Raw genomic sequence first — 22545 nt, forward strand, 5'->3', positions numbered from 1 at the left:
AAGGAACGACACACGATGAGCGAATTTCTGAGAACCGGCCATTACATCGGCGGTGAATGGCACGAATCGCATGGCGCGAGCGACGCGACCTATCCGGTGCTGAATCCCGCGACCGGCGAGACGATCGCGAAGGTCGCGAAAGGCGGCGCCGACGACACGCAGCGCGCGATCGATGCGGCCGCCCACGCGTTTCCCGCGTGGCGCGCGCTGACCGCGAAGGAACGCGGCGCCCGCGTGAAGCGCTGGGGCGAGCTGATGCTCGAACACCGCGATGCGCTCGCCGAGCTGCTGACGCGCGAACAGGGCAAGCCGCTTGCGGAAGCGCGCGGCGAAGTCGCCTACGCGGCGAGCTTTCTCGAATGGTTCGCGGAAGAAGCGAAGCGCATGTACGGCGACGTGATCCCGAGCCCGAAGCCGAACGCGCAGATCGTCGTCACGCGCGAGCCGGTCGGCGTCGTCGCGGCGATCACGCCGTGGAATTTCCCGCTCGCGATGATCACGCGCAAGGCCGGCCCAGCGCTCGCGGCCGGCTGCACGATGGTGCTGAAGCCGTCCGAGGAAACGCCGCTGTCGGCGTTCGCGCTCGCGGTGCTCGCCGAGCGTGCGGGTGTGCCGGCCGGCGTGTTCAACGTCGTGTCGGGCGACGCGGTCGCGATCGGCGAGACGCTGACGAGCTCGACCGTCGTGCGCAAGCTGTCGTTCACGGGCTCGACGCGGGTCGGCAAGCTGCTCGCGAAGCAGTCGGCCGACACGCTGAAGAAGCTGTCGCTCGAACTCGGCGGCAACGCACCGTTCATCGTGTTCGACGATGCCGATCTCGATGCGGCGGTCGAAGGCGCGATCGCGTCGAAGTTCCGCAACACGGGCCAGACCTGCGTGTGCGTGAACCGCTTCCTCGTGCAGGACGGCGTGTATGACGCCTTCACGCGCAAGCTCGCGGACGCCGTGCGCAAGCTGCGCGTCGGCAACGCGCTCGCGGGCGACGTCGACCAGGGGCCGCTGATCAACGAAGCGGCGCTCGGCAAGGTCGAGCGGCACGTCGCCGATGCCACCTCGAAGGGCGCGAACGTGCTCACCGGCGGCAAGCGCCACGCGCTCGGCGGCACCTTCTACGAGCCGACCGTGCTGACCGGCATGACGCCCGGCATGCTGATCGCCGAAGAGGAAACCTTCGGCCCGGTCGCCGGCTGCTTCCGCTTCACGACCGAGGACGAAGCCGTCGCCGCGGCCAACGACACGCCGTTCGGGCTGTCCGCGTATTTCTACACGCGCGACCTCGGCCGCGCGTGGCGCGTGTCGGGTGCGCTGGAAAGCGGGATGGTCGGCGTCAATGACGGGATCATCTCGACCGAAGTCGCGCCGTTTGGCGGCGTCAAGCAATCGGGGCTCGGCCGCGAAGGCTCGAAGTACGGCCTCGACGAATACGTGGAACTCAAGTACACGCTGATGGCCGGCCTCGGCCGCTGACCCCCGACCGCTCTCCGCGGTCGATCCGCGCCGCGCGCCGCCCGGCCGCGCGGCGCCTCGCACGGCTTCGCGGCGTCGTCCGACGCCCGCGTGCCGCATGCATAACAAATCCGGAGGCAGCTTGACCCAAGCCAACGTTCAATCCGGCACTGCCCGCGCGCTGCCGCTGTCGCGCGGCGCCGATGCGCCGCACCGCCCCATCGCGCTCGACGACGTGCCGCTCAACCGTTTCCACGTGAAGATCGCCGGCCTGACGTTCGGCGCGCATTTCACCGAGGGCTACACGCTCGGCACGATCGGCTATGCGCTCGCCGCGCTCGGCAAACAGATGCCGATTGACGCGTTCTGGATGGGGATGATCGGCAGCTCGGCGCTGATCGGCATCTTCTTCGGCAGCCTCGTGTTCGGCTGGCTGTCCGACCGTATGGGCCGGCAGAAAATTTTCCTGACCAGCTTCGTGATCATCACCGCGGCCGCGTTCGCGCAGTTCTTCGTGAGCTCGCCGCTCGAACTGTGCTTGCTGCGCGTGCTGATCGGCTTCGGGATGGGCGGCGACTTCACGGTCGGCCACGCGATCCTCGCCGAGTTCTCGCCGCGCAAGCATCGCGGCGCGCTGCTCGGTTCGTTCAGCGTGATCTGGACGATCGGTTATGTCGCCGCGAACGTGCTCGGCCTCGCGTACAGCGACGCCGCGCCCGACGCATGGCGCTGGCTGCTCGCGTCGGCCGCGTTGCCCGCGCTGATCGTGCTGGTGCTGCGGATCGGCACGCCCGAATCGCCGCGCTGGCTGCTCGGCAAGGGCCGCGTAAAGGAGGCGCGCGCGATCGTCGCGAAGCATTTCGGGCCGCACGTGATGCTCGACGGCTCAGCCGAGCCGCATGCGAATACGGGCTTCGGCCGGCTGTTCCAGCGCGACCTGATCCGCCGGACGATCTTCAACTGTGCGTTCTTCGTGTGCCTCGTGATTCCGTATTTCGCGATCTACACGTTCCTGCCGACGATCCTGAAGACCATCGGCCTTGCCGAAGGCTTCGGCGCGGACCTGCTGCTGAACGGCTTCCTCGTGCTGGGCGCGCTGATCGGCATCTGGCTGACGATCCGGCTGTCGCGGCGTGGCTTCCTGATCGGTTCGTTCACGGTGACGTGCGCGTCACTCGTTGCGCTGGCGGTGCTGCCGTCGTCGGCGGCCATCGCGATGATCGTCGCGTTCGCGATCTTCACGCTGACGATGTCGGCGTTCAGCAACCTCGTCGGCGTGTTTCCGCCAGAGTGCTTCCCGACCGAAGTGCGCGCGTGCGGCGTCGGCCTGGCGATCGCGTGCAGCCGGCTCGGTTCGGCGATCGGCACGTTCCTGCTGCCGGTCGGCATCGCGACGCTCGGCTTTCACGCGACGATGTTCGCGCTGGCGGGCGTGCTGCTGGTCGGAATGATCGTGTCGATCGCGTGGGCGCCGGAGACGAAGCATCTGACGCTCGAGGAGGCGTCGGGGCATTGATGATGGAGGCAGGCGTCGTGCCTGCCTGTGGCGGTGCACACAAGCGCTTTCGGATCGGCACGCCGCTTATGTGCGGCGGTAATGTGGAATGCGGATTGTGATTCGAACGAACCCGGCCGAGGCCGGGTTCGTGCATTCGAGCCGGCCGTTTTTCTACCTTTCCGACAACTCGCGATTCGTGTAATCGCTCAGAAGAGAATCGACGCGTAATCGCGCGCGCCGTGCAGGATGTGAAGAATATCGATCCGCGTCGGCGGATCGCCGACGACCCGATAGAAGATCTGGTAGTTGCCGTACACGCGGTGTCGCACACCGTGACGCTCGAAGCGCGGCACCAGCGGAAACGCCAGCGGCATCCCGGCAAGGCCCAGACACTTGTCGCGAATCTCCCGCACGAAGGTCACGGCTCGTTGCGGATTGTCACGCGCAATGTAATCGGCAATCGCTTCGAGTTCGGCAATCGCGAAGTCCGACAGGCGGACGGTCATGCCTGACGATTCGCCTGTGCCCGATACTTCGCTTCGAGGCGATCGAATACTTCCTGAGCATCGGCGCCGCGTCCGGCTTCCGCATCGGCCAGGCTGCGCGCGATCACCGCGTCCAGCGCATTCAGTTGCGCCTCGCGATCCTGAATCAGACGCACACCTTCGCGAAGCACTTCGCTCTTGGACCCGTAGCGCCCCGATTCGACCAGCTTCGCGACATAAGCCTCCAGTTGCTGGCCCAGTTCCGCACTGATCATGTCGACCTCCCGACTGCATTGAATTCGATGCATGAAGGGTAACCTGGTTATCAACAGTTATCAAGAAAATGAACTCCAGTCGAATCGGCACGAATGCAGGCGCCGCCAATCGCGCATCCTGTTCTCGCCTGCTTTCAGGTCGCCTTGCCGGGCTCTCCCGGTGCGAACGCCGATCATGATTGAAGGCATCGTCACGCCACAACCCGGCCTGAAGGTCTATCCATCGGATGCCGTCGTCTTCGCCGAGCCCGCTGCCGGGCTCGCGCGTCACCTGCGTCCGCGTGTTCGAACTGGCCGTTCGGCGGACTCTGCGAACCGGATTCGCGGCGATATGCTCGGTGCTTTCCACTCAGCGCCCGCAGCCATGCCCGCCCAGCGTGTCGATCTCAGTCATGTCCTGCCGTACGAGACGACGTACTTCGACGGTCGGCTGACGGTCGATCGAAACGATCTGGATATCTCCGCACTGCTCGGCGTCGACCGTCACGTTTCCGACGAATTGCTGGTCTCGTTATGCGGCGCGCCGGCCGGGTCGGACGTTCAAACCTATCTCGACAGTGCCGGCAAATTGACATTCGCCGTCACCCACCCCACGTTGATCCGATCGGAAAACCGGATATCAGTATTCCGAACTGCCGATACGCGGGTGCTCGAACTCCGTGCAATCGATCTGGCCGACGGCACGGTCGCCGGACTCGGCGCGGCAATGCTCTGGAGAATCGTTCGGGCGTGTGATACGTTGGACATCACCCGGATCAGCGCTTTGGCGATGGGTGGCCGCAAAGCACCGCCGGAACCCGGCGGGCCCCGGCTCTATGGATATTACGCGTGGCCGAGGTTCGGTTTCGATGCGCCCATTCCCGGCGCGCATCCAGACGAAGCAGCCCTGTTCCAGTATTTCCAGGGATATCCGGTCGGGTTGGCCGATGGCTCGCTTCGATCCCTGCGCACACTCTATGCGACCCGGGTCGGGCGAGACTTCTGGCGAGTCGCCGGGTCACATCGGTGGGTGACATTCGACGTTGCGCCGCATGGTGCATCCGTGCTGACACTGCGGGATTACTTGATCGAGAAGGGGATTTACGAATGACAGAAAAGCACCGCCCAATCGCCGGATTCCGGATCGTGCGGCCGTCGGTGGCGCGCAGTCGTATGAGCGGAAATCGTCTCGTCTGGCGCGCGGAAATGCGGCAACTCCTCGAAGCATTCCTCGCGAACGAACTCCGTCGCAGCCTCGCGCTCACGTCCGCCGCCGAGCCGGTCGCACAATCGACCGGCGAGCCGACGCCCCCGCTGCCGAGAAAAGTCTTCAACGTGGGACGCATCGATCCATCGAAGTGCACGTTGCCCATCATCTCGGAAGCCGAAGCCAAAGCCATCGGGGGCCGGGAAACGTTCATGCATTTCGGCCTGGATCCCGATCTGTACACCGCAACTTGTGACACTCTCTGACAGATCGAGATCGGAGGATCGCCGTGTGAACGATCGACGAACATCGTCGTCGTGATCGATACCGCATTGCGATCCGGGCGCCCCCTTCGCGCCTCTCCCCTACCCCCGCCTCACCGCCTGCTCCCGCAACCACGCGGCGAACGCGATCACATGCTCGACCGCGACGCTCTCCGGCTCGACATCGAGCCAATAGCCGAACGGCCCGATCGGCTGCACCGGCGACAGTCGCACGAGGCTGCCTTCGCCGATCTCCTCCTCGATCATGTTCAGGTCGACCACCGCGAGCCCCGCCCCTTTGCGCGCCGCGCGGATCGCCTGTTCGAGCGTCGAGAACTCGATGCCGTCGCCGATCCGCGCGACCGGCACACCCGCCTGCTCGCACCAGTCGGCCCACAGCGTCAGGCGCTTGCCCTCGTGCAGCACATGCAGCGACGGCAGCCGGCCGAGCAGCACATCGAGCGCGTCGCCGCGATAACGCGGCGCACCGACGAGCGCATGCCGCTCCATCATCAGCAGTTCCGATTGCATCCCGGGCCTCGCCGCGCGCCCGAAGCGGATGTGGCAATGGCAATCGTCGGCCGGCTCCGTGCGGATCGACAGCTCGACGTCGGGCAACGCCTCCGCGAGCGTGCCGAGCCGCGGCGAAAACCACTGCGTGGCAAACGTCGGCGGCAGCGACACCGTCAGGCGCCGCTTCGCGCCCGGCTGCGCGGCGGCCACTTCGCCGACGCCCCGCTCGATCGTGTCGAACGCCTGCCCGATGAACGGCAGCAACCGCTGGCCGGCATCGGTCAGGCGCACGCCCTTGTGATCGCGCTCGAACAGGCGCGCGCCGAGCGCTTCCTCGAGCAGCCGGATCTGTCGGCTCACCGCGCCCTGTGTCACGCACAGCGAGACCGCCGCGCGATTGAAGCTCAGGTGACGCGCGGTCTCCTCGAAAAATCGCAGCGCGATCAACGATGGCAGGCGTCGCATGATGTGTATTCCTCTCGTTCGTTCTGTTGCCGGCCGGCACCGCCGGCCATCGTGCGGGCAGCTTTATCGCAGAAAAGCGCGCCGGCCGTCACACCGTGAAAACCCCGAGGCCCGGCCCGCCACTGCATCACGCGTCGCCCCGTCCCGCCTACAATAACCATCCCGCACCCGACACGACACCGCCCCGTGAGACGCAAGATGCCGGCGCTGAATGCGCTGAAAGCCTTCGAGATGGCCGGCCGCACCGGCAGCTTCACGCGCGCGGCCGAACTGCTCAACGTCACGCAGAGCGCGGTGAGCCGCCAGGTCCGCCAGCTCGAAGGCCAGCTCGGCGAAACCCTGCTCGAGCGCCGCCATCACCAGCTCGAACTGACGGCGGCCGGCCGCGTGCTGCTGCGCGCGCTGCAGCAGTCGTTCGACAAGATCGAGCTGACCGTGCGCAGCCTGCAGGAAAAGACCCACCTGAACCGCCTGCGCGCGAACGTGCCGCCGACCTTCGCCGCGCGCTGGCTGATGCCGCGTCTCGGCCGGCTGCGCGATGCGCATCCCGAATTCGAACTGAGCCTCACGACCCGCATTCACGACAGCCTCGACGAATCGCGTGTGCTCGATTGCGCGATCCGCTTCGGCGACGGCGAATGGGACGGCTTCGACAACGCGCTGCTGATGCAGGAGCAGCATATCGCCGTCTGCGCGCCCGCGCTGTATGCGCGGCTGCGCCAGGAAGGCGCGCCGATCGACCTGAACCGCTTCACGCTGCTGCACGTGCTCGCGACCGACGACCAGCGCTACCTGACCTGGCAACACTGGCTGAAGGCAGCCGGCATCACCGACGTCGACACGCGCGGCGGCTACGAATTCGACCTGCTCGACCATGCGATCCGCGCGGCGATCGACGGCCTCGGGATCACGATCGCCGACCGCCACATGGTCGCGCGCGAACTCGCGACCGGGCAACTGATGCAGGTGCTCAACGTCCACGTCGACGGCCACCAGTCGTACTGGTTCGTCACGCGGCCCGAGCAGACGAACCTGCCCCACATCGTGCAGTTTCGCGACTGGCTGCAACAGGAAGTGTGGCTCGCGAAGCGCCACCTCGAACCGTCGTCGCCGCTACCGCAGGTGCCGCTGGCCTAACGCACGCTCCGCCCCGGCCCGCCACGACCGGCGCCCGCGGGCGACACCTTAGCGCCTTCCGCGCCCGCCCGCATTCGGACCAGTCGGAAAACGCGGCCTGACCACCGCCCGCGCCGCATCCCGCCACCGCCATACCCGCCTTGCCGGACGGGCGATTCCGGCCGATTCGCCGAGTAACGTGCATTTTTCTCATGCTCGGCGCGAAAATAAGTCGTTTGTCGTGCGCTAAACGCATGAAGAGAATGGCCTCTATCCCGTTACGCGCGTGTCGCCACTCGAAGCGATCCGCCCGCATTCATCGGAGGAGTCACTTCATGCGCACCGAACGCAACTATGTGAACGGCCGTTTCGCCGTCCCGGAAAACGACGCGTTCATCGTCGTCCACAATCCCGCCACCGAAGCGCCGTTCGCGCGCGTGCCGGCTGCAACGCCGGCCGACGCGCTCGCCGCCGTCGACGCCGCGGCCGCCGCGCAGAAGGCGTGGCGCAAGCTGCCGAGCGCCGAGCGCGCCACCTACCTGCACCGCTTCGCCGACGCGCTGACCGCGCGCGCGCCGGAGATCGGCGCGGCGCTCGCGCAGGAATCCGGCAAGAGCGTCGAGGATGCGTCGAACGAAGCCGTCTACGCCGGCCAGATCACGCGCTACCACGCCGAGTGGGCACGCCGGATCGAGGGCGAGATCATCCCGAGCGACACGCCCGACGAGAACCTGTTCCTGCAGCGCGAGCCGATCGGCGTCGTCGCGTGCCTGATCCCGTTCAACTATCCCGTCTACACGCTGCTGCGCAAGGTCGCGCCCGCGCTGATCGCCGGCAACACGGTGGTCGTGCGCCCGAGCAACCACACGCCGGTGTCCGCGTTCGAGATCGCCAAGGCCGCCGACGATGCAGGCTTCCCGCCCGGCGTCATCAATATCCTGACGATGGACCACGCGACGGCCGAGGCGCTGTGCACGCATCCGGCGGTCGGGATGATCACGCTGACGGGCAGCGTGAACGCCGGCCGCAAGGTGCTCGACTACTGCAAGGCGAACATCGCGAAACCGTCGCTCGAACTCGGCGGCAAGACGCCCGCGATCATCGAGCCCGACGCCGACCTCGAACGCGCGGCCGCCGCGCTCGTCGCATCGAAGACGACCCACTGCGGCCAGCTGTGCACGGCCATCGAACGCGTGTACGTGCACGACAGCGTGCACGACCGCTTCGTCGCGCTGCTGAAGGAAAAGATGGGCGCCGTACGCAGCGGCAACCGCGCGGCCGATCCGTCGAACATGGGCCCGCTCGTCAGTGCGTCGGCGCGCGCGCACATCCACGGCATGGTCGAACGCGCGATCGCGGCCGGCGCGACGCTCGAAACCGGTGGCGCGATTCCCGACGGCCCCGGCTTCTTCTACCCGGCCACGCTGCTGACGAACTGCCGGCAGGACATGGAGATCGTGCAGGAGGAAACCTTCGGCCCGATCATGCCCGTGCTGCGCTACTCGACGATCGACGAAGCCATCGGCTTCGCGAACGACCACCAGTTCGGGCTGTCGTCGGTGCTCTACACCGAGCAATACCGCACCGCGATGACCGTCGCGAACGCCATCGAGGCGGGCGAGCTGTACGTGAACCGCACGCCGGCCGATCCGTACCAGGGCTTCCACGCCGGCTGGAAGCGCTCGGGTCTCGGCGGCGACGACGGCAAGCACGGAATGCTCGAATTCACGCAGACGCGCCTCGTCGTCATGAAGTACTGACGCCACACCGACGCTCCGTTTCCGGCGCGCGCATCCCGACACCACGCTGCGCGCGCCGCCCCTGATCCGATCGAACACAAAACAAATCTGCAGACCTCCGCCTGAAGGAAGTCTGATGGAGGAAGACATCATGCCGACCCAACCGTCGACGCCCGCCGCGTCGCTCGCGTTGCACGATAAAACGCACGCGTCGCCCGACTCGCGCGCGCAACGCTACCTGCAACTGCTGCTGCTCGTGATCGCCGCGGGCGCGATCTACCCGATGCTGTACCTGCGGCAGGTGTATCAGCCGACGATGCTGCAGTTCTTCCGTATCGACGACGTGCAACTCGGCTACCTGTATTCGTCGCTCGGCACGATCTTTCTCATCAGCTACCTGCCGAGCGGCTGGCTCGCCGACCGCCTGTCGCCACGCTGGCTGATCTGCTTCTCGCTGCTGGCGACGGGCGCGCTCGGGCTCGTCTATGCGACCGGGCCGTCGTTCAACCTGCTCGTATTGATCTTCGGCGGCTGGGGGCTGACCACCGGCCTCACGTTCTGGGCGGCCGTGATCAAGCGCGTGAACATGATCGCGGGCCCCGACGAACAGGGCCGCTTCTTCGGGCTGCTCGACGGCGGCCGCGGGCTCGTCGAGGCGCTGCTCGCGACGATCGCGATCACGCTGTTCGCGTACGTGACGCAAGCACGCGGCGGCACCGATGCGGCCGGCTTCAAGCTCGTCGTGCACCTGTATGCGTTCTTCTGCATCGCGCTCGGCGTGCTGCTTGCGCTGGTGAAGGATCCGTCCCGCGCGAACGATCGCGCGGCGGCCACCGAGCGCCGCAAAGGCAGCGTGCTGACCGACCTGAAGACACTCGCGGCGATTCCCGAGCTGTGGCTCGTCGCGGCGATCGTGTTCTGCGGCTATCAGGTGTTCTGGGCGACCTACAGCTTCTCCGCGTACCTGCACGAAGGCAATTTCGGGCTCAGCGCGACGGCGGCCGGCTTCATCACGACGCTCAAGCTGTGGATGCGTCCCGTCGGCGGCATCGGCGGCGGCTTCCTCGGCGACCGCGTATCGAAGGTGTCCGTACTGTTCTGGGCGCTCGTGCTCGCCGCGCTGTCGCTCGTCGGGCTGATCGCCGCACCGCCGCACAGCCCGCAGGCGATGCTCGTCGTGCTCGTGCTGTTCATCGGCATCCTCACTTATGCAATCCGCGGCCTGTACTGGTCGCTGCTCGACGACTGCAAGGTGCCCACGCATTGCGCGGGCCTCGCGATCGGCCTGATCTCGGTGCTCGGTTATTCACCCGACGTGTTCGTGCCGCTGATCAACGGCTACGTGACGCAGACCTACCCGGGCGCGCACGGCTACCAGCTCTATTTCGGCTATATCGCGGCCATCGCGCTCTGCGGCGCGGGCGCCGCCGCGTTCCTCAAATACCGCCTCAACCGCCTCAAGGAGTCCGCATGAAGATCGTTTCGCTCGAAACCCACATCGTCGCCGTGCCGCCGCCGCATATCGGCGGGATGTACTGGATCTTCGTGAAGCTGAAGACCGACGACGGCATCGAAGGCGTCGGCGAGATCTACTCGGCGACGTTCCATCCGAAGGCGATGGGCCCGATCATCGACGACGTGTTCGACCGCTACCTGCTGAACCACGATCCGCACCATGTCGAGCGGCTGTTCCGCCAGACTTATTCGAGCGGCTTCACGCAGCGGCCCGACCTCACGATGATGGGCGTCGTCAGCGGCCTCGAAATGGCGTGCTGGGACATCATCGGCAAGGCCGCCGGCAAGCCCGTGTACGAACTGCTCGGCGGCAGGATCCACGAGCGGCTGCGCTCGTACACGTACCTGTACCCGAAGAACGCGAAAGGCGAATACGACTACGACGATCCCGACCTCGCGGCCGAATGCGCGGCGGAGAACGTGAAGCTCGGCTTCACGGCCGTCAAGTTCGATCCGGCCGGCCCGTACACGGCGTATTCGGGCCACCAGCTGTCGCTCGAAGTGCTCGACCGTTGCGAGCTGTTCTGCCGTCGCGTGCGCGAGGCCGTCGGCAGCAAGGCCGACCTGCTGTTCGGCACGCACGGGCAGATGGTGCCGTCGTCGGCGATCCGGCTCGCGAAGCGGCTCGAAAAATACGATCCGCTGTGGTTCGAGGAACCCGTGCCGCCGGGCCAGGAAGAAGCGATCGCCGCAGTCGCGAAACACACGTCGATTCCGATCGCGACCGGCGAGCGCCTGACGACCAAGTACGAATTCCACAAGCTGCTGCAGGCAGGCGGCGCGTCGATCCTGCAGTTGAACGTCGCGCGCGTGGGCGGCCTGCTCGAAGCGAAGAAGATCGCGACGCTCGCGGAAGTGCACTACGCGCAGATCGCGCCGCACCTGTACAACGGGCCGGTGGGCGCGGCCGCGAGCATCCAGCTCGCGACCTGCACGCCGAACTTCCTGATCCAGGAAAGCATCATGACGTGGGGCGGGTTCCATTCGGAGGTCGTGAAGACGCCGATCCGCTGGGAAGACGGCTACATCATCCCGTCGAACGAGCCGGGTCTCGGCATCGAGCTCGACATGGACGTCGTGAAGCGGCACACGCCCTACACCGGCGAACGGCTGCACCTGCAGATGGGCGAGAAACCCGTCGACGTGAAGGATCTCGCCCCCGCGAAGGGCTGACCAGGAACAACGCGACCATGACTTACGACTACATCATCGTCGGCGCGGGCTCGGCCGGCTGCATTCTCGCGAACCGCCTCAGCGAATCGGGCCGGCATTCGGTGCTGCTGCTCGAAGCGGGCGAGCGCGACGCGTCGTTCTGGTTCAAGGTGCCGGTCGGTTTCACGAAGACCTACTACAACCGCCGCTACAACTGGATGTATTACAGCGAGCCCGAAGCGCAGCTCGCCGATCGCAAGCTGTACTGCCCGCGCGGCAAGGTGGTCGGCGGGTCGGGCTCGATCAACGCGATGGTCTACGTGCGCGGCCAGCGCAGCGACTACGACGACTGGGCCCATGCCGGCAATCCGGGCTGGGCCTACGACGACGTGCTGCCGTACTTCCGCAAGCTCGAAACCCACGCGGCCGGCGCGACCGATCCGCAGCATCACGGCGCGACGGGGCCGATCCACATCACGTCGATGAAGGCCGACGTGCATCCGATCGTCCACGAGTTCCTGAACGGCTGCGCGCAGCTGAACCTGCCGCGCACCGACGATTTCAACGGCGCGCAGTTCGAAGGCGCGGGCATCTACGACCTGAACACGAAGAACGGTGAACGCTGTTCGAGCAGCTTCGCGTACCTGCGGCCCGCGCTGGGCCGTGCGAACCTGACGCTGCGCTCGGGCGTGCTCGTGCGGCGCGTGACGTTCGACGGCACGCGCGCGACCGGCGTGGTCGTCGCGGGCGAGCACGGCGACGAAACGCTCGTCGCCGCGCGCGAGGTGATCCTCGCGGCCGGCGCGGTCGATACGCCGAAGCTGCTGCAATTGTCGGGCGTCGGCGATCCGGCTCTGCTCGCGCGGGAGCGCGTGCCGCTCGTGCATGCGTTGCCGGCGGTCGGCCGCAACCTGCAGGACCACCTGTGCGTGAGCTTCTACTTCAAGGCGAACCGGCCGACGCTGAACGACGAGATGGGCACGCTGCTCGGCAAGATGAAGATCGGGCTGCGTTACCTGCTGACGAAGCGCGGCCCGCTCGCGATGAGCGTGAACCAGGCCGGCGGTTTCTTCCGCGGTTCGGCCGACACGCAGGAGCCGAACATCCAGCTCTACTTCAACCCGCTGTCGTACCGGATTCCGAAGAGCGACCGCGCGAGCATCAAGCCCGAGCCGTATTCGGGTTTCCTGATCGCGTTCAACCCGTGCCGGCCGACCAGCCGCGGCACGATCGAGATCGCGTCGAACCGCGCGGAAGACGCCGCGAAGATCCGCATCAACGCGCTCACCACGCAGAAGGATCTCGACGAAGCCGTGCAGGGCAGCAAGGTGATCCGTGCGCTGATGCGCGCGCCGGCGCTGAAGTCGATGACCGTCGAGGAAATCTCGCCGGGGCCGCAGGTCGACTCCGACGAAGCGATGCTGCAGTATTTCCGCGAACAATCGGGTTCGATCTACCACCTGTGCGGATCGTGCGCGATGGGGCCCGATGCGGCGACGTCGGTTGTCGATGCATCGCTGCGCGTGCACGGGCTGCAGGCGCTGCGGATCGTCGATGCGTCGGTGTTCCCGAACATCACGTCGGGCAACATCAACGCGCCGACGATGATGGTCGCCGAGAAAGGCGCGGATCTGATCCTGGCGGATGCACAACGCGCGGAAACCGCCGGCACGCGGATGCCCATCCGCGAATCCGTCCCGCACTGACGCGATCGCGTCTCCAGCGACGTCAGCCGGCCCCGTGCATCGTCTGGTCGGAACAATGCCCGCCGGTACACGGGAAAACACCCCCATGAACATGCCGCTCGGCCCGTCCGCACAGGCTCGAAACGTGCATTCGGTTTGACGGAAGTCCCCGCGAAACAGGTGTCGCCGTGTCGTTCGACCGGCGGGACGTGACGTCGTGGGGACGTTGTGCACACGACAAACCAGTGTCGGCGCGCGGCCTCGCTGCCGAAGTTTCATTGCGTTCGATCACGCACATCGATGCGGCCAGAGAGATCCTTTGGCTCGCGTGCGATGTGACGCGCGTTCAGCGCTCGCGTGACGTGACGCGAAGCGAAGCGATCCGGGGCAACGCGCGCGCCGGCCTGCCGTCGGCGTGCAACGGGGAGAGAACCGCGGGCCCGATCGTGGAGGCGCACCGTGAAGCGCATGCCATTTCGCTGCATCCAAGCCATCAGCTATGCAAGCGTGCTGCTCTTTCAGGCCGAAACGCAGGCCCAGTCGCTGGACGCCCAGTCGACGCAGGAGAACATTTCCGCACTGCGCCAGGAAGTCGATCACCATCAGCAGGAACTGAACGCGCTCAAGCGCAGGCTGGCCGACGAAGAAGCCAGTCTCTCGCGCCTGAGCCGGGCGCTGGACAGCCGGGAACTCGCGGCCCGGCGCGGCACGGGCCCCGGGGACGCCGGCGGCCCCGGCGACGCAGCGCCGCAGGCCGATACCGGCGCCCCGGGCGGCACGGCAGGCAATGCCCCCGGCAACGTGCAATCTGCGGCCGGGCCAGCCGCGCCGCCGAACCAGCCGGTCGGCCAGGCGCCGGTGCCGGACACCGCGCCGCCGCCCGTCGCGCCGATCTTCGATCAGCCCGGCGTGCTGACGCCAAAGCACAAGTTCGTCGTCGAGCCATCGCTTCAGTTCAGCTATTCGTCGTCGGACCGCGTCGCACTCGTCGGCTACACGATCATCCCGGCGCTGCTGATCGGCCTGGTCGACGTGCGGGAAGTCAAGACCACCACGCTGACGGCTGCGGTCGCGGTGCGCTACGGGATCACCAACCGGATGGAAGTCGAAGTCCGTATCCCCTATGTGTACTCGACGAACGACACGATCAGCCGCGAGATATTCACCGGTACCGCCCAGGACAACGCGTTCAACAGCCACGGCAAGGGCCTCGGCGACGTCGAAATGACGCTGCGCTACCAGTTCAATACCGGCGGCCCCGACAAGTTCTATTACATCGGCTGGCTGCGCTTCAAGACGGCCACCGGCAAGAGCCCGTTCGACGTCGTCACCGACTGCGTCACGCGCTGCGTCGGCAATGCGACCGGCACCGGCCTGCCGCTCGAGCAACCGACGGGCTCCGGCTTCTACGCGATCCAGCCGGGCCTCACGTGGCTCTTTCCGTCCGACCCGGTGGTGTTCTTCGGCAACGTGAGCTATCTGCACAGCTTCAGCCGCGACAATCTCAGCCTCACGATTCTCGATGGCCAGAAGGACTTCGTCGGCAAGGTGCAGCCCGGCGACATCTGGGGCTTCAATATCGGCATGGGCCTCGCGCTGAACGAGAAAGCGTCGGTGAGCCTCGGCTACGACCAGAGCATCGTGCTGCCCACGAAACAGAACGGCCAGACGGTCCCCAGCTCGGTGCGCGTGATACTCGGCACGCTGCTCGTCGGTTACTCGTACCGGCTGTCGCCGAAGACCACGCTGAATCTTTCGATCGGCGCCGGTCTCACGCGCGACACGCCGGACGTGGTCATGACGCTGCGCGTGCCGATTGCGTTCTGATCACCGGACGGCGCCGGCGGCGGGCCGCTGCCCGCTCATCAGCCATGCATCGGTCGCGCGCCGAGCCGTCATCGTCCCGGCAACGCGCCGAGCAGCGCATGGCTCAGCGTCGACATCACGTTCAGGTTCTTGAACATCGACAGTGTGTTGACGGTCGTGTTGATCGTCGTCATCGCCTGGATTTGCTGGTTGTTCAACGTGTTCTGGATCACCGCGCCGGTCAGCGCCGGCAGCGCGGCGGGCTGCGCGGCGTTGCCGGCGCCGACCTGGATCAGCCCGCCCGCATTGGCGGCGGCCAGCGCCTGCGCCTGTTGCGCCGTGATATGACTGATGTCCGGGATGTTGAAGCTGGTCGACGCGACCAGATTGCCGTTCACGAACGCGACACGCGACACGCCGAACGAAACCTTCAGGCCGCTCGGCATATCGAAGCCGCCGCGCATCGCATCGAGGCGCGCGTCGCTGAGCGCGATCGCGTCGGCTGCCGGCCAGCTCCGTTCTTGCGCGCCGCCCGGTTCGGAGGCCGGCACGACACCGCTCGTCTGCGCGACAGGCTCGACGGTCGCGGAAGGCACGCCGTCCTGCATCGCTGCCGCACTCACGGACGTCACCCCGCCGCACACCATCGCGGCGATGCCGGCGATCTTCCTGGTCTCGGATCTCATGACGGTCCTCAAAAGTCGCTCGGGCCATGCTTCGGCATCACGACGTTGTACAGGCCGTCGCGGGCGATGCCGGTGTAGAGCGGCGCGCTTGGCGCGACGCGCCAGTCACGCGGGTCGTTGAACACCGCCAGCTCGGGCCGGTTGTGGATCACGAAAATCACGTGGTCTTCCCACTTCTGCTCGAAACTCGCCAGCGACATCGGCCGCGTGCCGGTGGCCGGATCGCCGACGAGCACACGCCCGTCACGCAGCCCCTTCACGACCACGAAATGGTGATAGCCATGCTCGGTGATCAACACGATCGCCGGCGTGTGCGTCTTGGCGAGCGTCTGCAACGGCAGCTCGTAGCCGTCCGCGACGAAGCCGTGCGCGCCGAGAAAACGCCGGATGTCGAGCAGCGAGAAGCCCTGCCGGCGGATCTTCTCCTGATTGCCGTTCTCCCACATCTGGGCGAAGGCGGTCTGCTCGGTCATCGGATAGTCGTACTGATAAGTCAGCAGCGTCGCGACGGCAGCCGACCCGCAGCTGAAATCGAACTGCTGCTTGACGGTGCGCTTGAAGCGCGCTTCCTTGAGACTCGTGACGTGCATCGCATAGCCGGCGCCCGTCGGATCGACGACCGTCATCTCGTCCGCCCGTGCAACCGGGCCGGATAGCACGTACGCGAGCGCCGCGATGCACGCTGCGGCAACCTGTCTCATCGCTCAGTTCCCGAAGCGCACGTTGAGCACCGTCGCGTTCTGAATCAACACGTTGGCGCCGGTATTCTGGATGACCGTCGGCAGACCGCTCGAATTGGCGAACGAGCCGTCGGCGATCGAATTCGAGCCGGTCGACACCCGGTTCGCCACGTTGTCGGTCACCGCGCCAGTCAGATAGTTCTGGCCGATCAGCGCATCGCCACCCCGATGCTCGTCGAGCTGGTCGGGCGTCATCGCGACGCCGAAGCTGCCCGCTTGCGCGGTCGCGGCGCCGGTCGCAGGGAGTGCGGCGGTCTCGGCCGGAGCGGCCTGATCCGCGCGCGCGGTGGGTGGGGAAGGTACGGCTGCCGGCGCCACGCCGACGGCTGCCTCCACCGCAACGGTTCGTGCCCAGTCATCCGCGGCATGGGCCGTCAGGCCCGGCAGCAGCGCCGCAGGCAATATCACCAGCGAAAGTGCCGTTCGGATTCGCATGGCTGTCTCCTTGGTCCCTGCGCGAGTCGGCTCGAACCCGACGCACAGGGAGCGGAATCCGCGTGACCGTCGATCGACGGAAATCAGCCCGGCTTGCGCCAACGGGAGCGAGACGGCCATTCAGCCATCCCGCCCTCGCCGGCAGTCCTTCCGTCCGGCGATGGAACGCAAGCCGCGGGATCGCATGCGCCCGCGTCCATGCATTCGACTCGCCAGGACCAACCGGCCTTCTAACGTCCTACGGTCAGGTTCGCCTGCACGGTCACGGCCTGCTGAATGAGCGACGCCATGCCGCTGTTCTGGTTGGCGACCATGATGCCCGCCGCGGTCTGGCCGACGCTCGTCATCGCGTTGGACATGTTGAACGTCCCCGCGTCGACCGTATTGACTCCGCCTGCGCCACCCGCGCCGCCGACCGCACCGTTACCGGTACCGCCTGCGCCGATGCCGCCTGCGCCGCCCGCGCCGCCCATCGCGCCCACCGCGCCGCTACCCGCGGTTGCGCTGCCGTTGCTGGCCGTCGTCGTCGCGCCACCGTTCGCCGCGCTGCCGCCCGTGCCTGCGCCGCCTGCAGCGCCGTTGCCCGCAACGGCCGCGCCCGAGCCGCCTGCTCCGCCCGAAGACGTGCCGGCACCACCCATGCCCGAGCCCGATCCGCCCGAAGCGGTCGACGTACCCGCCGACCCTGCGCCGCCTGTGCCGCTACCCGTACCACTGCCGGTCCCCGTGCCGGTGCCGGTGCCGCTGCCGGCCGATGCCGACGCGCTTCCGCTGCCATGATTCCTGGCCCACGCGGAACCAGGATTGGCGGTGCCGGTGCCGCCGCCCCAGCCGGTGCCGCTGCCCGTGCCGTCGCCGCCTACGCCGACCGAAGCCGCGACTGCGCCGCCGCCCTTGCCGGAACCGTAGCCGCCGCTCGCCGTGGCGGAGCCGCCTGTCCCGCCATCGGCCACGGACGAACCGCCGTTGCCGCCCTTGCCGGCGTTGCCGGTGCCGGCCGTCGCGCTGCCGTTGCTGGCGTTGCCCGCCGTGGCGCTGCCGTTATGCGCGCTGCCGCCTTTGCCGCCGTCGCCGCCCGCACCGCCGCCTCCGCCGTTACCGCCCGTGCCACCATAGCCATACCCGTTGCCACCCTTGCCGCCGCTTCCACCCGCCGCGCTGCCCGAGTTGGTCGCGTGGTTGCCGATACCCCAGACCTGGACGTTGCTGACGTAGCCGTCGAGCTTGCTGAGCGCGACGACCTTGGTGCTGTTGTACGAATCCTGATAGACACTCGCGCCCGGCGAAACTTCATTCGCATTGGACCCGGTGGTGCTGGTCTGGCTTGAGTTGACTGTGTTGGTGAGGGTGTTCGATCCGTCATCGGCTTTCTGGCTGCATGTCGAACTGGTATCGCTGCTGCATGGATTCGCTATCGCGTAGCCGCTGCATCCCAAGGCGAGAAACGCAGCGGACGCCAATAAAGTCTTGCGCATGAAATCCTCCTGAAGTAACGAGGAACGGTTGGCCGACCGCACCAATCCGGACGACAACACGCATCGGCGATGCCAATCCCGCATGCGGCATGAACACAAAGAGACCGTTGGATTCTTCACGCGACGTGGCCTGACTGCCCGATCCCGGCACGCGGTTTATGTTTCAAGTCTGAAACGCGTGGATCGGCATGGCGCCGGGACATCCGCGATATGCGGATGGATTTCCCCTTTACATTCATACGCTTGCCTGACACTACGAACGCAGGCCCTGCAAGCGCGGAATGTTTCACTTTTGAGCCTGCCGCGTCTGGCGCATCCGGGTATGCCCGTAGCGCCGGGTATTCGATCCCGATCGCAAACGCAAGCCCGGCAAGGACGCTCGCCGAATTCATTCCGCCAAGGCGTCAAAAGCCCGCATGGAACGCCATTCAGAAATGTTTCGACTGTGATAGGTCGCTTTTTCTTCGAATTCTGTCCGCGGCGAGCGTCGGCGCGCGCGGGTCGGGATATCGGCCGGAACGAGGATTCCGGCCGGCAGGCGCGATGGCGTGGCGACGCCAATCCCGCTGCAGTGCACCGTACGGAACCCGCGGGCCGCCTGACGCTCAATCACGTGCGGGTGCCCGCCGGCTGCCGCTCAAAACGCAGGCGAGGCACCCCGTGCTTCGCCGGCCGTTCTCGCGCCGGCTCAGTTCACGCTCGACCGCTTCTCCACGAACCTGCGCACGTAATCGTCGGCGGGACGCGACAGGATGTCGTCCGGCGTCCCGACCTGCACGAGCGTGCCGTCGCGCAGGATCGCGATCCGGTCGCCGATGCGCAATGCCTCGTCGAGATCGTGCGTGATGAACACGATCGTCTTGGAAAGCGTCGCCTGCAGTTCGAGCAGCTGATCCTGCATCTCGGTGCGGATCAGCGGATCGAGCGCCGAAAACGCCTCGTCCATCAGCAACACGTCGGTATCCGCGGCCAGCGCCCGCGCGAGGCCGACGCGCTGCCGCATCCCGCCCGACAGCTCGTCCGGGTAATGATCGCCATAGCCGTCCAGCCCGACCTTCGTCAGCCAGTTGCGCGCCGCTTCGGCCGCGTCGTGCCGCTTCTCGCCGCGCGTGCGCAGCGCATACGCCGCGTTGTCGAGCACGGTCTGGTGCGGCAGCAGCCCGAAGTTCTGGAACACCATGCTGACCTTGAAGCGGCGCAGCTCGCGCAGCCCGTGCGCGTCGAGCTTGATCACGTCGCTGCCGTCGATCACGATCTCGCCGGCCGTCGGCTCGATCAGCCGGTTGAAGTGCCGTACGAGCGTCGACTTCCCGGAACCCGACAGCCCCATGATCACGAAGATCTCGCCCGACTCGATGCCGAGGCTCACGTCGTTGAGCCCGACGTTGCAGCCCGTTTCGGCCAGCACGTCGGCCTTGCGCTTGCCGGAGCGCAGCAGGTCGAGCACGCGCGCATGCGCGGCCTGCGGCCCGAACAGCTTGTACACGTGTTTGACGTCGATGGTCGCCATGTCTGTCTCCGTTCCTATGCGCGCGACGATTGCGTCGCCTGATTCGAATCGACGCCCGCCGACTGCGCCTTGCGCGGCAGCCGGTACGGTACGCGCGACGCGCCCTTCTGCCGGCGCTGCTGCGCGAGCCGCCGCCGTGCGCGCCGTTCCTGGCCGAAGCCCTGGCTGATCCGGTCGATCACGATCGCGAGAATCACGATCGCGAGGCCGGCCTGCGTGCCCTTGCCGACGTCGAGCGTCTGGATGCCCGCGAGCACGTCCTCGCCGAGCCCGCGCGAGCCGATCATCGACGCGATCACGACCATCGACAGCGCCATCATCGTCGTCTGGTTGATGCCGGCCATGATGCTCGGCCGCGCCAGCGGTATCTGCACGTTGACGAGCAATTGCCAGCGCGTCGTGCCGAACGCGCGCGCGGCTTCCGTCACGTCCGGATCGACCTGGCGGATGCCGAGATCGGTCAGGCGGATCAGCGGCGGCAACGCGTAGATGATCGTCGCGAGAATCGCGGGCACCTTGCCGAGGCCGAACAGCATCAGCACCGGGATCAGGTACACGAAGCTCGGCAGCGTCTGCATCACGTCGAGCACGGGCAGCAGCATCCGGCGCAGCCACGCGCTGCGCGACGCGAGGATGCCGAGCGGCACGCCGATCGCGACCGACAGCACCGTCGAGACGAGCATCAGCGCGAGCGTCTGCATCAGCTTGTCCCACAGGCCGAAGCAGCCGATCGCGTAGAGCAGCAGCATGAAGAGCGCGCCGAGGCCGATGCGGCGCGTCGCATTCCACGCGATCGCGCCGACGACCAGCAGCACGAGCCACGGCGGCGCCACGCGCAGCGCGCCTTCGAGCGGCACGAGCAGGTAGCGCAGCAGCATCGTGCTGAAGTGATGGAAGCTGTCGCCGTATTGCGCGACGAAAGTCTCGAGCGCGCTGTTGACCCAGTCGGCGATCGACAGGTGCAGAAAGAAGCCGTTCATGTTGATTCTCCGTCGCGCCGCGAAGGCGCGTGACGGCGACGGCGGGCGCGAGCCCGCCGCCGCGCGCAGGTTACGCGCCCTTCAGGTTGCCGGCGATCTTCTGCGCGACGTCGGCCGGCACCCACTGCTTCCACATGTCCTGGCGGGTCTTCAGGAACTGCGTGGCCATGGCCGCGCCGTCGATCTTCTTCGTCGTCATCTCGAGGATCGTCTGGTTCAGGAAGTCCATCGGAAAACGCACCTTGCCGAACACGCCGACGAGATCGGGGTTCGCATCGGCGAACGGCTTCGACACGCCGACCGTCAGCCGCGACACCATGTACGACGACGCGCACTGGTGCGTGCTGCTCTCGTCGCGCAGCGTCTTCCAGCATGCTTCGTTATAGGCCGGCATCTTCAGCGCCGCGAACTTGTATTTCGCCATCAGCGCGGCCGGGCCCCAGTAATAGAACACGATCGGTGCGCCGCGCTGATACGCGGAAGCAATCGCCGCGTCGAGCGCCGCGCCCGTGCCCGGATGGAAGTTCGTGTACGACTGGTCGAGCTTCAGCACCTTCAGCAGGCGCGAGTTCACGCGCTCGCAGTCCCAGCCGGTCGGGCAGTTCAGGAAGCGGCCCTTGTCCGGTTCCTCCTCGTCGGCGAACACCTGCTTGTATTTCGGCAGATCCTCGACCGACACGAGCCCCGGCGCGACCGGCTTGATGTTGCGCGCCGGATCGCCCTTCACCACGTATTCGGGCACGAACCAGCCTTCCGTCGTGCCGCCCGGCAGCGTGTCGCCGATCAGCTTCACGGAGCCCGACGCGACGGCCTTCGCGGTGATCTCGCTGCGGCCCGTCCATTGCTCGGCCCAGATCTGCAGGTCGTTGCGCGCAAGCGCCGTTTCCGTCGCGGCCGTGCTGCCCGGCACGACGTCCGTCTTGCAGCCGTAGCCCTTCTCCATGATCTGCCGCAGCACTTCGGTCGCGAACGACCCGCTCTCCCACGTGATGCCCGCGAAATGGACCGTCTTGCCGTCGGCACACGCGCCGCCGGCCGCATGGGCGGCGGGCGCGGACAGGATCGCCGCGGCGGCGAGAAGGACCGTTTTCAGTCGTCGAATCTGCATGGTGGGTCGTCTCCAAATCGAATCTGTAGTTTGTGCGTCGCGGCATGCGCGGCGACCGGCGAATCGCGAATCCATCCACGTCCGGTCAGTCTGCATCTTTGAGCCACCAATTTGTTTAGGGAAACGAGTAATTCCGATCATTGCAATCGGCAGCGCCAATCGATCGCCGGATACCCCGTCAGGCCCGCCGGACGGGCTTCTCGGCCGATTTCCCGAGGCCAATCGCGGCCCGGGGCGAGCCGTGTCGCGCCCACGCCCGGCGGTTGTTCGGCCGGCATTGCACCGCAGCGCCACGCGTGCCGTTTCGACTGTCGAAACCGCCCGTCGCGCCCCCATCGGCGAACCCGATCCCATCCATCGAAATTACTCGCTTTCGGTTCTTTTTAGGGTTGGGAAGAATGCGCGGTGTCATCGGAGGAGACACGACCCGACGCTGCCGGTCGCCGCGCCGCCGCGCATTGCGCGTT

Annotated in this window: 20 protein-coding genes; 10 read left to right on the forward strand and 10 right to left on the reverse strand. The window is 66.7% G+C overall.

Translation table 11 applies throughout. The features are described from left to right. Positions 1-15: 15 nt before the first annotated feature. Together H3H55_RS30800 and H3H55_RS30805 are read left to right on the forward strand one after the other, a co-directional pair. On the forward strand, positions 16-1467 hold the full coding sequence (locus tag H3H55_RS30800) for an NAD-dependent succinate-semialdehyde dehydrogenase (protein ID WP_193101570.1): 1452 nt from the start codon (positions 16-18) through the stop codon (positions 1465-1467). Between the two features lie 121 nt (positions 1468-1588). Next, positions 1589-2962 carry an MFS transporter gene (locus H3H55_RS30805; protein WP_193101571.1) on the forward strand — a complete coding sequence of 458 codons (1374 nt, stop codon included), beginning with the start codon at positions 1589-1591 and terminating at the stop codon, positions 2960-2962. 188 nt (positions 2963-3150) lie between these two features. On the opposite strand, the gene H3H55_RS30810 is transcribed toward H3H55_RS30805, so the two are convergent. Both H3H55_RS30810 and H3H55_RS30815 read right to left on the reverse strand, forming a co-directional pair. Then, positions 3151-3450, reverse strand: a complete 300-nt coding sequence (locus H3H55_RS30810; RefSeq protein ID WP_164462844.1) for a type II toxin-antitoxin system RelE/ParE family toxin — start codon at positions 3448-3450, stop codon at positions 3151-3153. Beyond that, positions 3447-3704, reverse strand: a complete 258-nt coding sequence (locus tag H3H55_RS30815; RefSeq protein ID WP_048249785.1) for a type II toxin-antitoxin system ParD family antitoxin — start codon at positions 3702-3704, stop codon at positions 3447-3449. Before H3H55_RS30815 ends, H3H55_RS30810 begins: the two co-directional genes overlap by 4 nt. A gap of 31 nt (positions 3705-3735) precedes the next feature. Between H3H55_RS30815 and H3H55_RS30820 the strand changes: the two genes are divergently transcribed. Together H3H55_RS30820 and H3H55_RS30825 are read left to right on the forward strand one after the other, a co-directional pair. Continuing rightward, complete coding sequence (locus tag H3H55_RS30820) at positions 3736-4794, forward strand: hypothetical protein (protein WP_226800415.1); 1059 nt, start codon at positions 3736-3738, stop codon at positions 4792-4794. Further along, entirely contained in the window at positions 4791-5156 is a 366-nt protein-coding gene (locus H3H55_RS30825) for a hypothetical protein (RefSeq protein ID WP_193101572.1), read from the forward strand. The genes H3H55_RS30820 and H3H55_RS30825 overlap by 4 nt, the downstream gene beginning before the upstream one ends. Before the next feature lie 99 nt (positions 5157-5255). Here the strand turns inward: H3H55_RS30825 and H3H55_RS30830 are convergent, their stop codons facing one another. Continuing rightward, entirely contained in the window at positions 5256-6131 is an 876-nt protein-coding gene (locus tag H3H55_RS30830) for a LysR substrate-binding domain-containing protein (protein ID WP_129516382.1), read from the reverse strand. Between the two features lie 198 nt (positions 6132-6329). Between H3H55_RS30830 and H3H55_RS30835 the strand changes: the two genes are divergently transcribed. From H3H55_RS30835 to H3H55_RS30860, 6 genes are all read left to right on the forward strand, one after another. Next, complete coding sequence (locus H3H55_RS30835; RefSeq protein ID WP_193102249.1) at positions 6330-7268, forward strand: LysR substrate-binding domain-containing protein; 939 nt, start codon at positions 6330-6332, stop codon at positions 7266-7268. A 314-nt stretch (positions 7269-7582) separates the two neighbouring features. Then, complete coding sequence (gene aldA / locus H3H55_RS30840) at positions 7583-9007, forward strand: aldehyde dehydrogenase (RefSeq protein WP_129516381.1); 1425 nt, start codon at positions 7583-7585, stop codon at positions 9005-9007. Between the two features lie 130 nt (positions 9008-9137). Next, positions 9138-10460, forward strand: coding sequence for an MFS transporter (locus H3H55_RS30845; protein WP_226800416.1), 1323 nt, complete (start codon positions 9138-9140; stop codon positions 10458-10460). Continuing rightward, positions 10457-11674 (forward strand): mandelate racemase/muconate lactonizing enzyme family protein, encoded by a 1218-nt coding sequence (locus tag H3H55_RS30850; RefSeq protein WP_048249792.1) that lies wholly within the window; start codon positions 10457-10459, stop codon positions 11672-11674. The genes H3H55_RS30845 and H3H55_RS30850 overlap by 4 nt, the downstream gene beginning before the upstream one ends. 17 nt (positions 11675-11691) lie before the next feature. After that, entirely contained in the window at positions 11692-13359 is a 1668-nt protein-coding gene (locus tag H3H55_RS30855; protein WP_193101575.1) for a GMC family oxidoreductase, read from the forward strand. Between the two features lie 438 nt (positions 13360-13797). Then, the gene (locus H3H55_RS30860) at positions 13798-15165 is read left to right on the forward strand and encodes an acetate kinase (protein ID WP_193101577.1); all 1368 of its coding nucleotides are present in this window, start codon (positions 13798-13800) and stop codon (positions 15163-15165) included. Positions 15166-15233: 68 nt separating this feature from the next. Here the strand turns inward: H3H55_RS30860 and H3H55_RS30865 are convergent, their stop codons facing one another. The 7 genes from H3H55_RS30865 to H3H55_RS30895 all read right to left on the reverse strand — a co-directional run bounded on the left by H3H55_RS30865 (position 15234) and on the right by H3H55_RS30895 (position 22078). Then, positions 15234-15830, reverse strand: coding sequence for a hypothetical protein (locus tag H3H55_RS30865; RefSeq protein WP_193101578.1), 597 nt, complete (start codon positions 15828-15830; stop codon positions 15234-15236). Positions 15831-15838: 8 nt separating this feature from the next. Then, positions 15839-16531 carry a C39 family peptidase gene (locus tag H3H55_RS30870; RefSeq protein WP_193101580.1) on the reverse strand — a complete coding sequence of 231 codons (693 nt, stop codon included), beginning with the start codon at positions 16529-16531 and terminating at the stop codon, positions 15839-15841. A gap of 3 nt (positions 16532-16534) precedes the next feature. Next, the gene (locus H3H55_RS37430; protein ID WP_226800418.1) at positions 16535-17005 is read right to left on the reverse strand and encodes a hypothetical protein; all 471 of its coding nucleotides are present in this window, start codon (positions 17003-17005) and stop codon (positions 16535-16537) included. A gap of 230 nt (positions 17006-17235) precedes the next feature. Next, the gene (locus tag H3H55_RS30880) at positions 17236-18480 is read right to left on the reverse strand and encodes a hypothetical protein (RefSeq protein ID WP_193101582.1); all 1245 of its coding nucleotides are present in this window, start codon (positions 18478-18480) and stop codon (positions 17236-17238) included. A gap of 688 nt (positions 18481-19168) precedes the next feature. Next, positions 19169-19990 (reverse strand): quaternary amine ABC transporter ATP-binding protein, encoded by an 822-nt coding sequence (locus H3H55_RS30885; protein ID WP_053077708.1) that lies wholly within the window; start codon positions 19988-19990, stop codon positions 19169-19171. Between the two features lie 14 nt (positions 19991-20004). After that, the gene (locus H3H55_RS30890) at positions 20005-20970 is read right to left on the reverse strand and encodes an ABC transporter permease (protein ID WP_129516372.1); all 966 of its coding nucleotides are present in this window, start codon (positions 20968-20970) and stop codon (positions 20005-20007) included. A gap of 70 nt (positions 20971-21040) precedes the next feature. Then, positions 21041-22078, reverse strand: a complete 1038-nt coding sequence (locus H3H55_RS30895) for an ABC transporter substrate-binding protein (protein WP_193101584.1) — start codon at positions 22076-22078, stop codon at positions 21041-21043. Positions 22079-22545: the final 467 nt, after the last annotated feature.

The organism is Burkholderia sp. Z1 (assembly GCF_014893795.1).
Lineage (GTDB): Bacteria > Pseudomonadota > Gammaproteobacteria > Burkholderiales > Burkholderiaceae > Burkholderia > Burkholderia theae.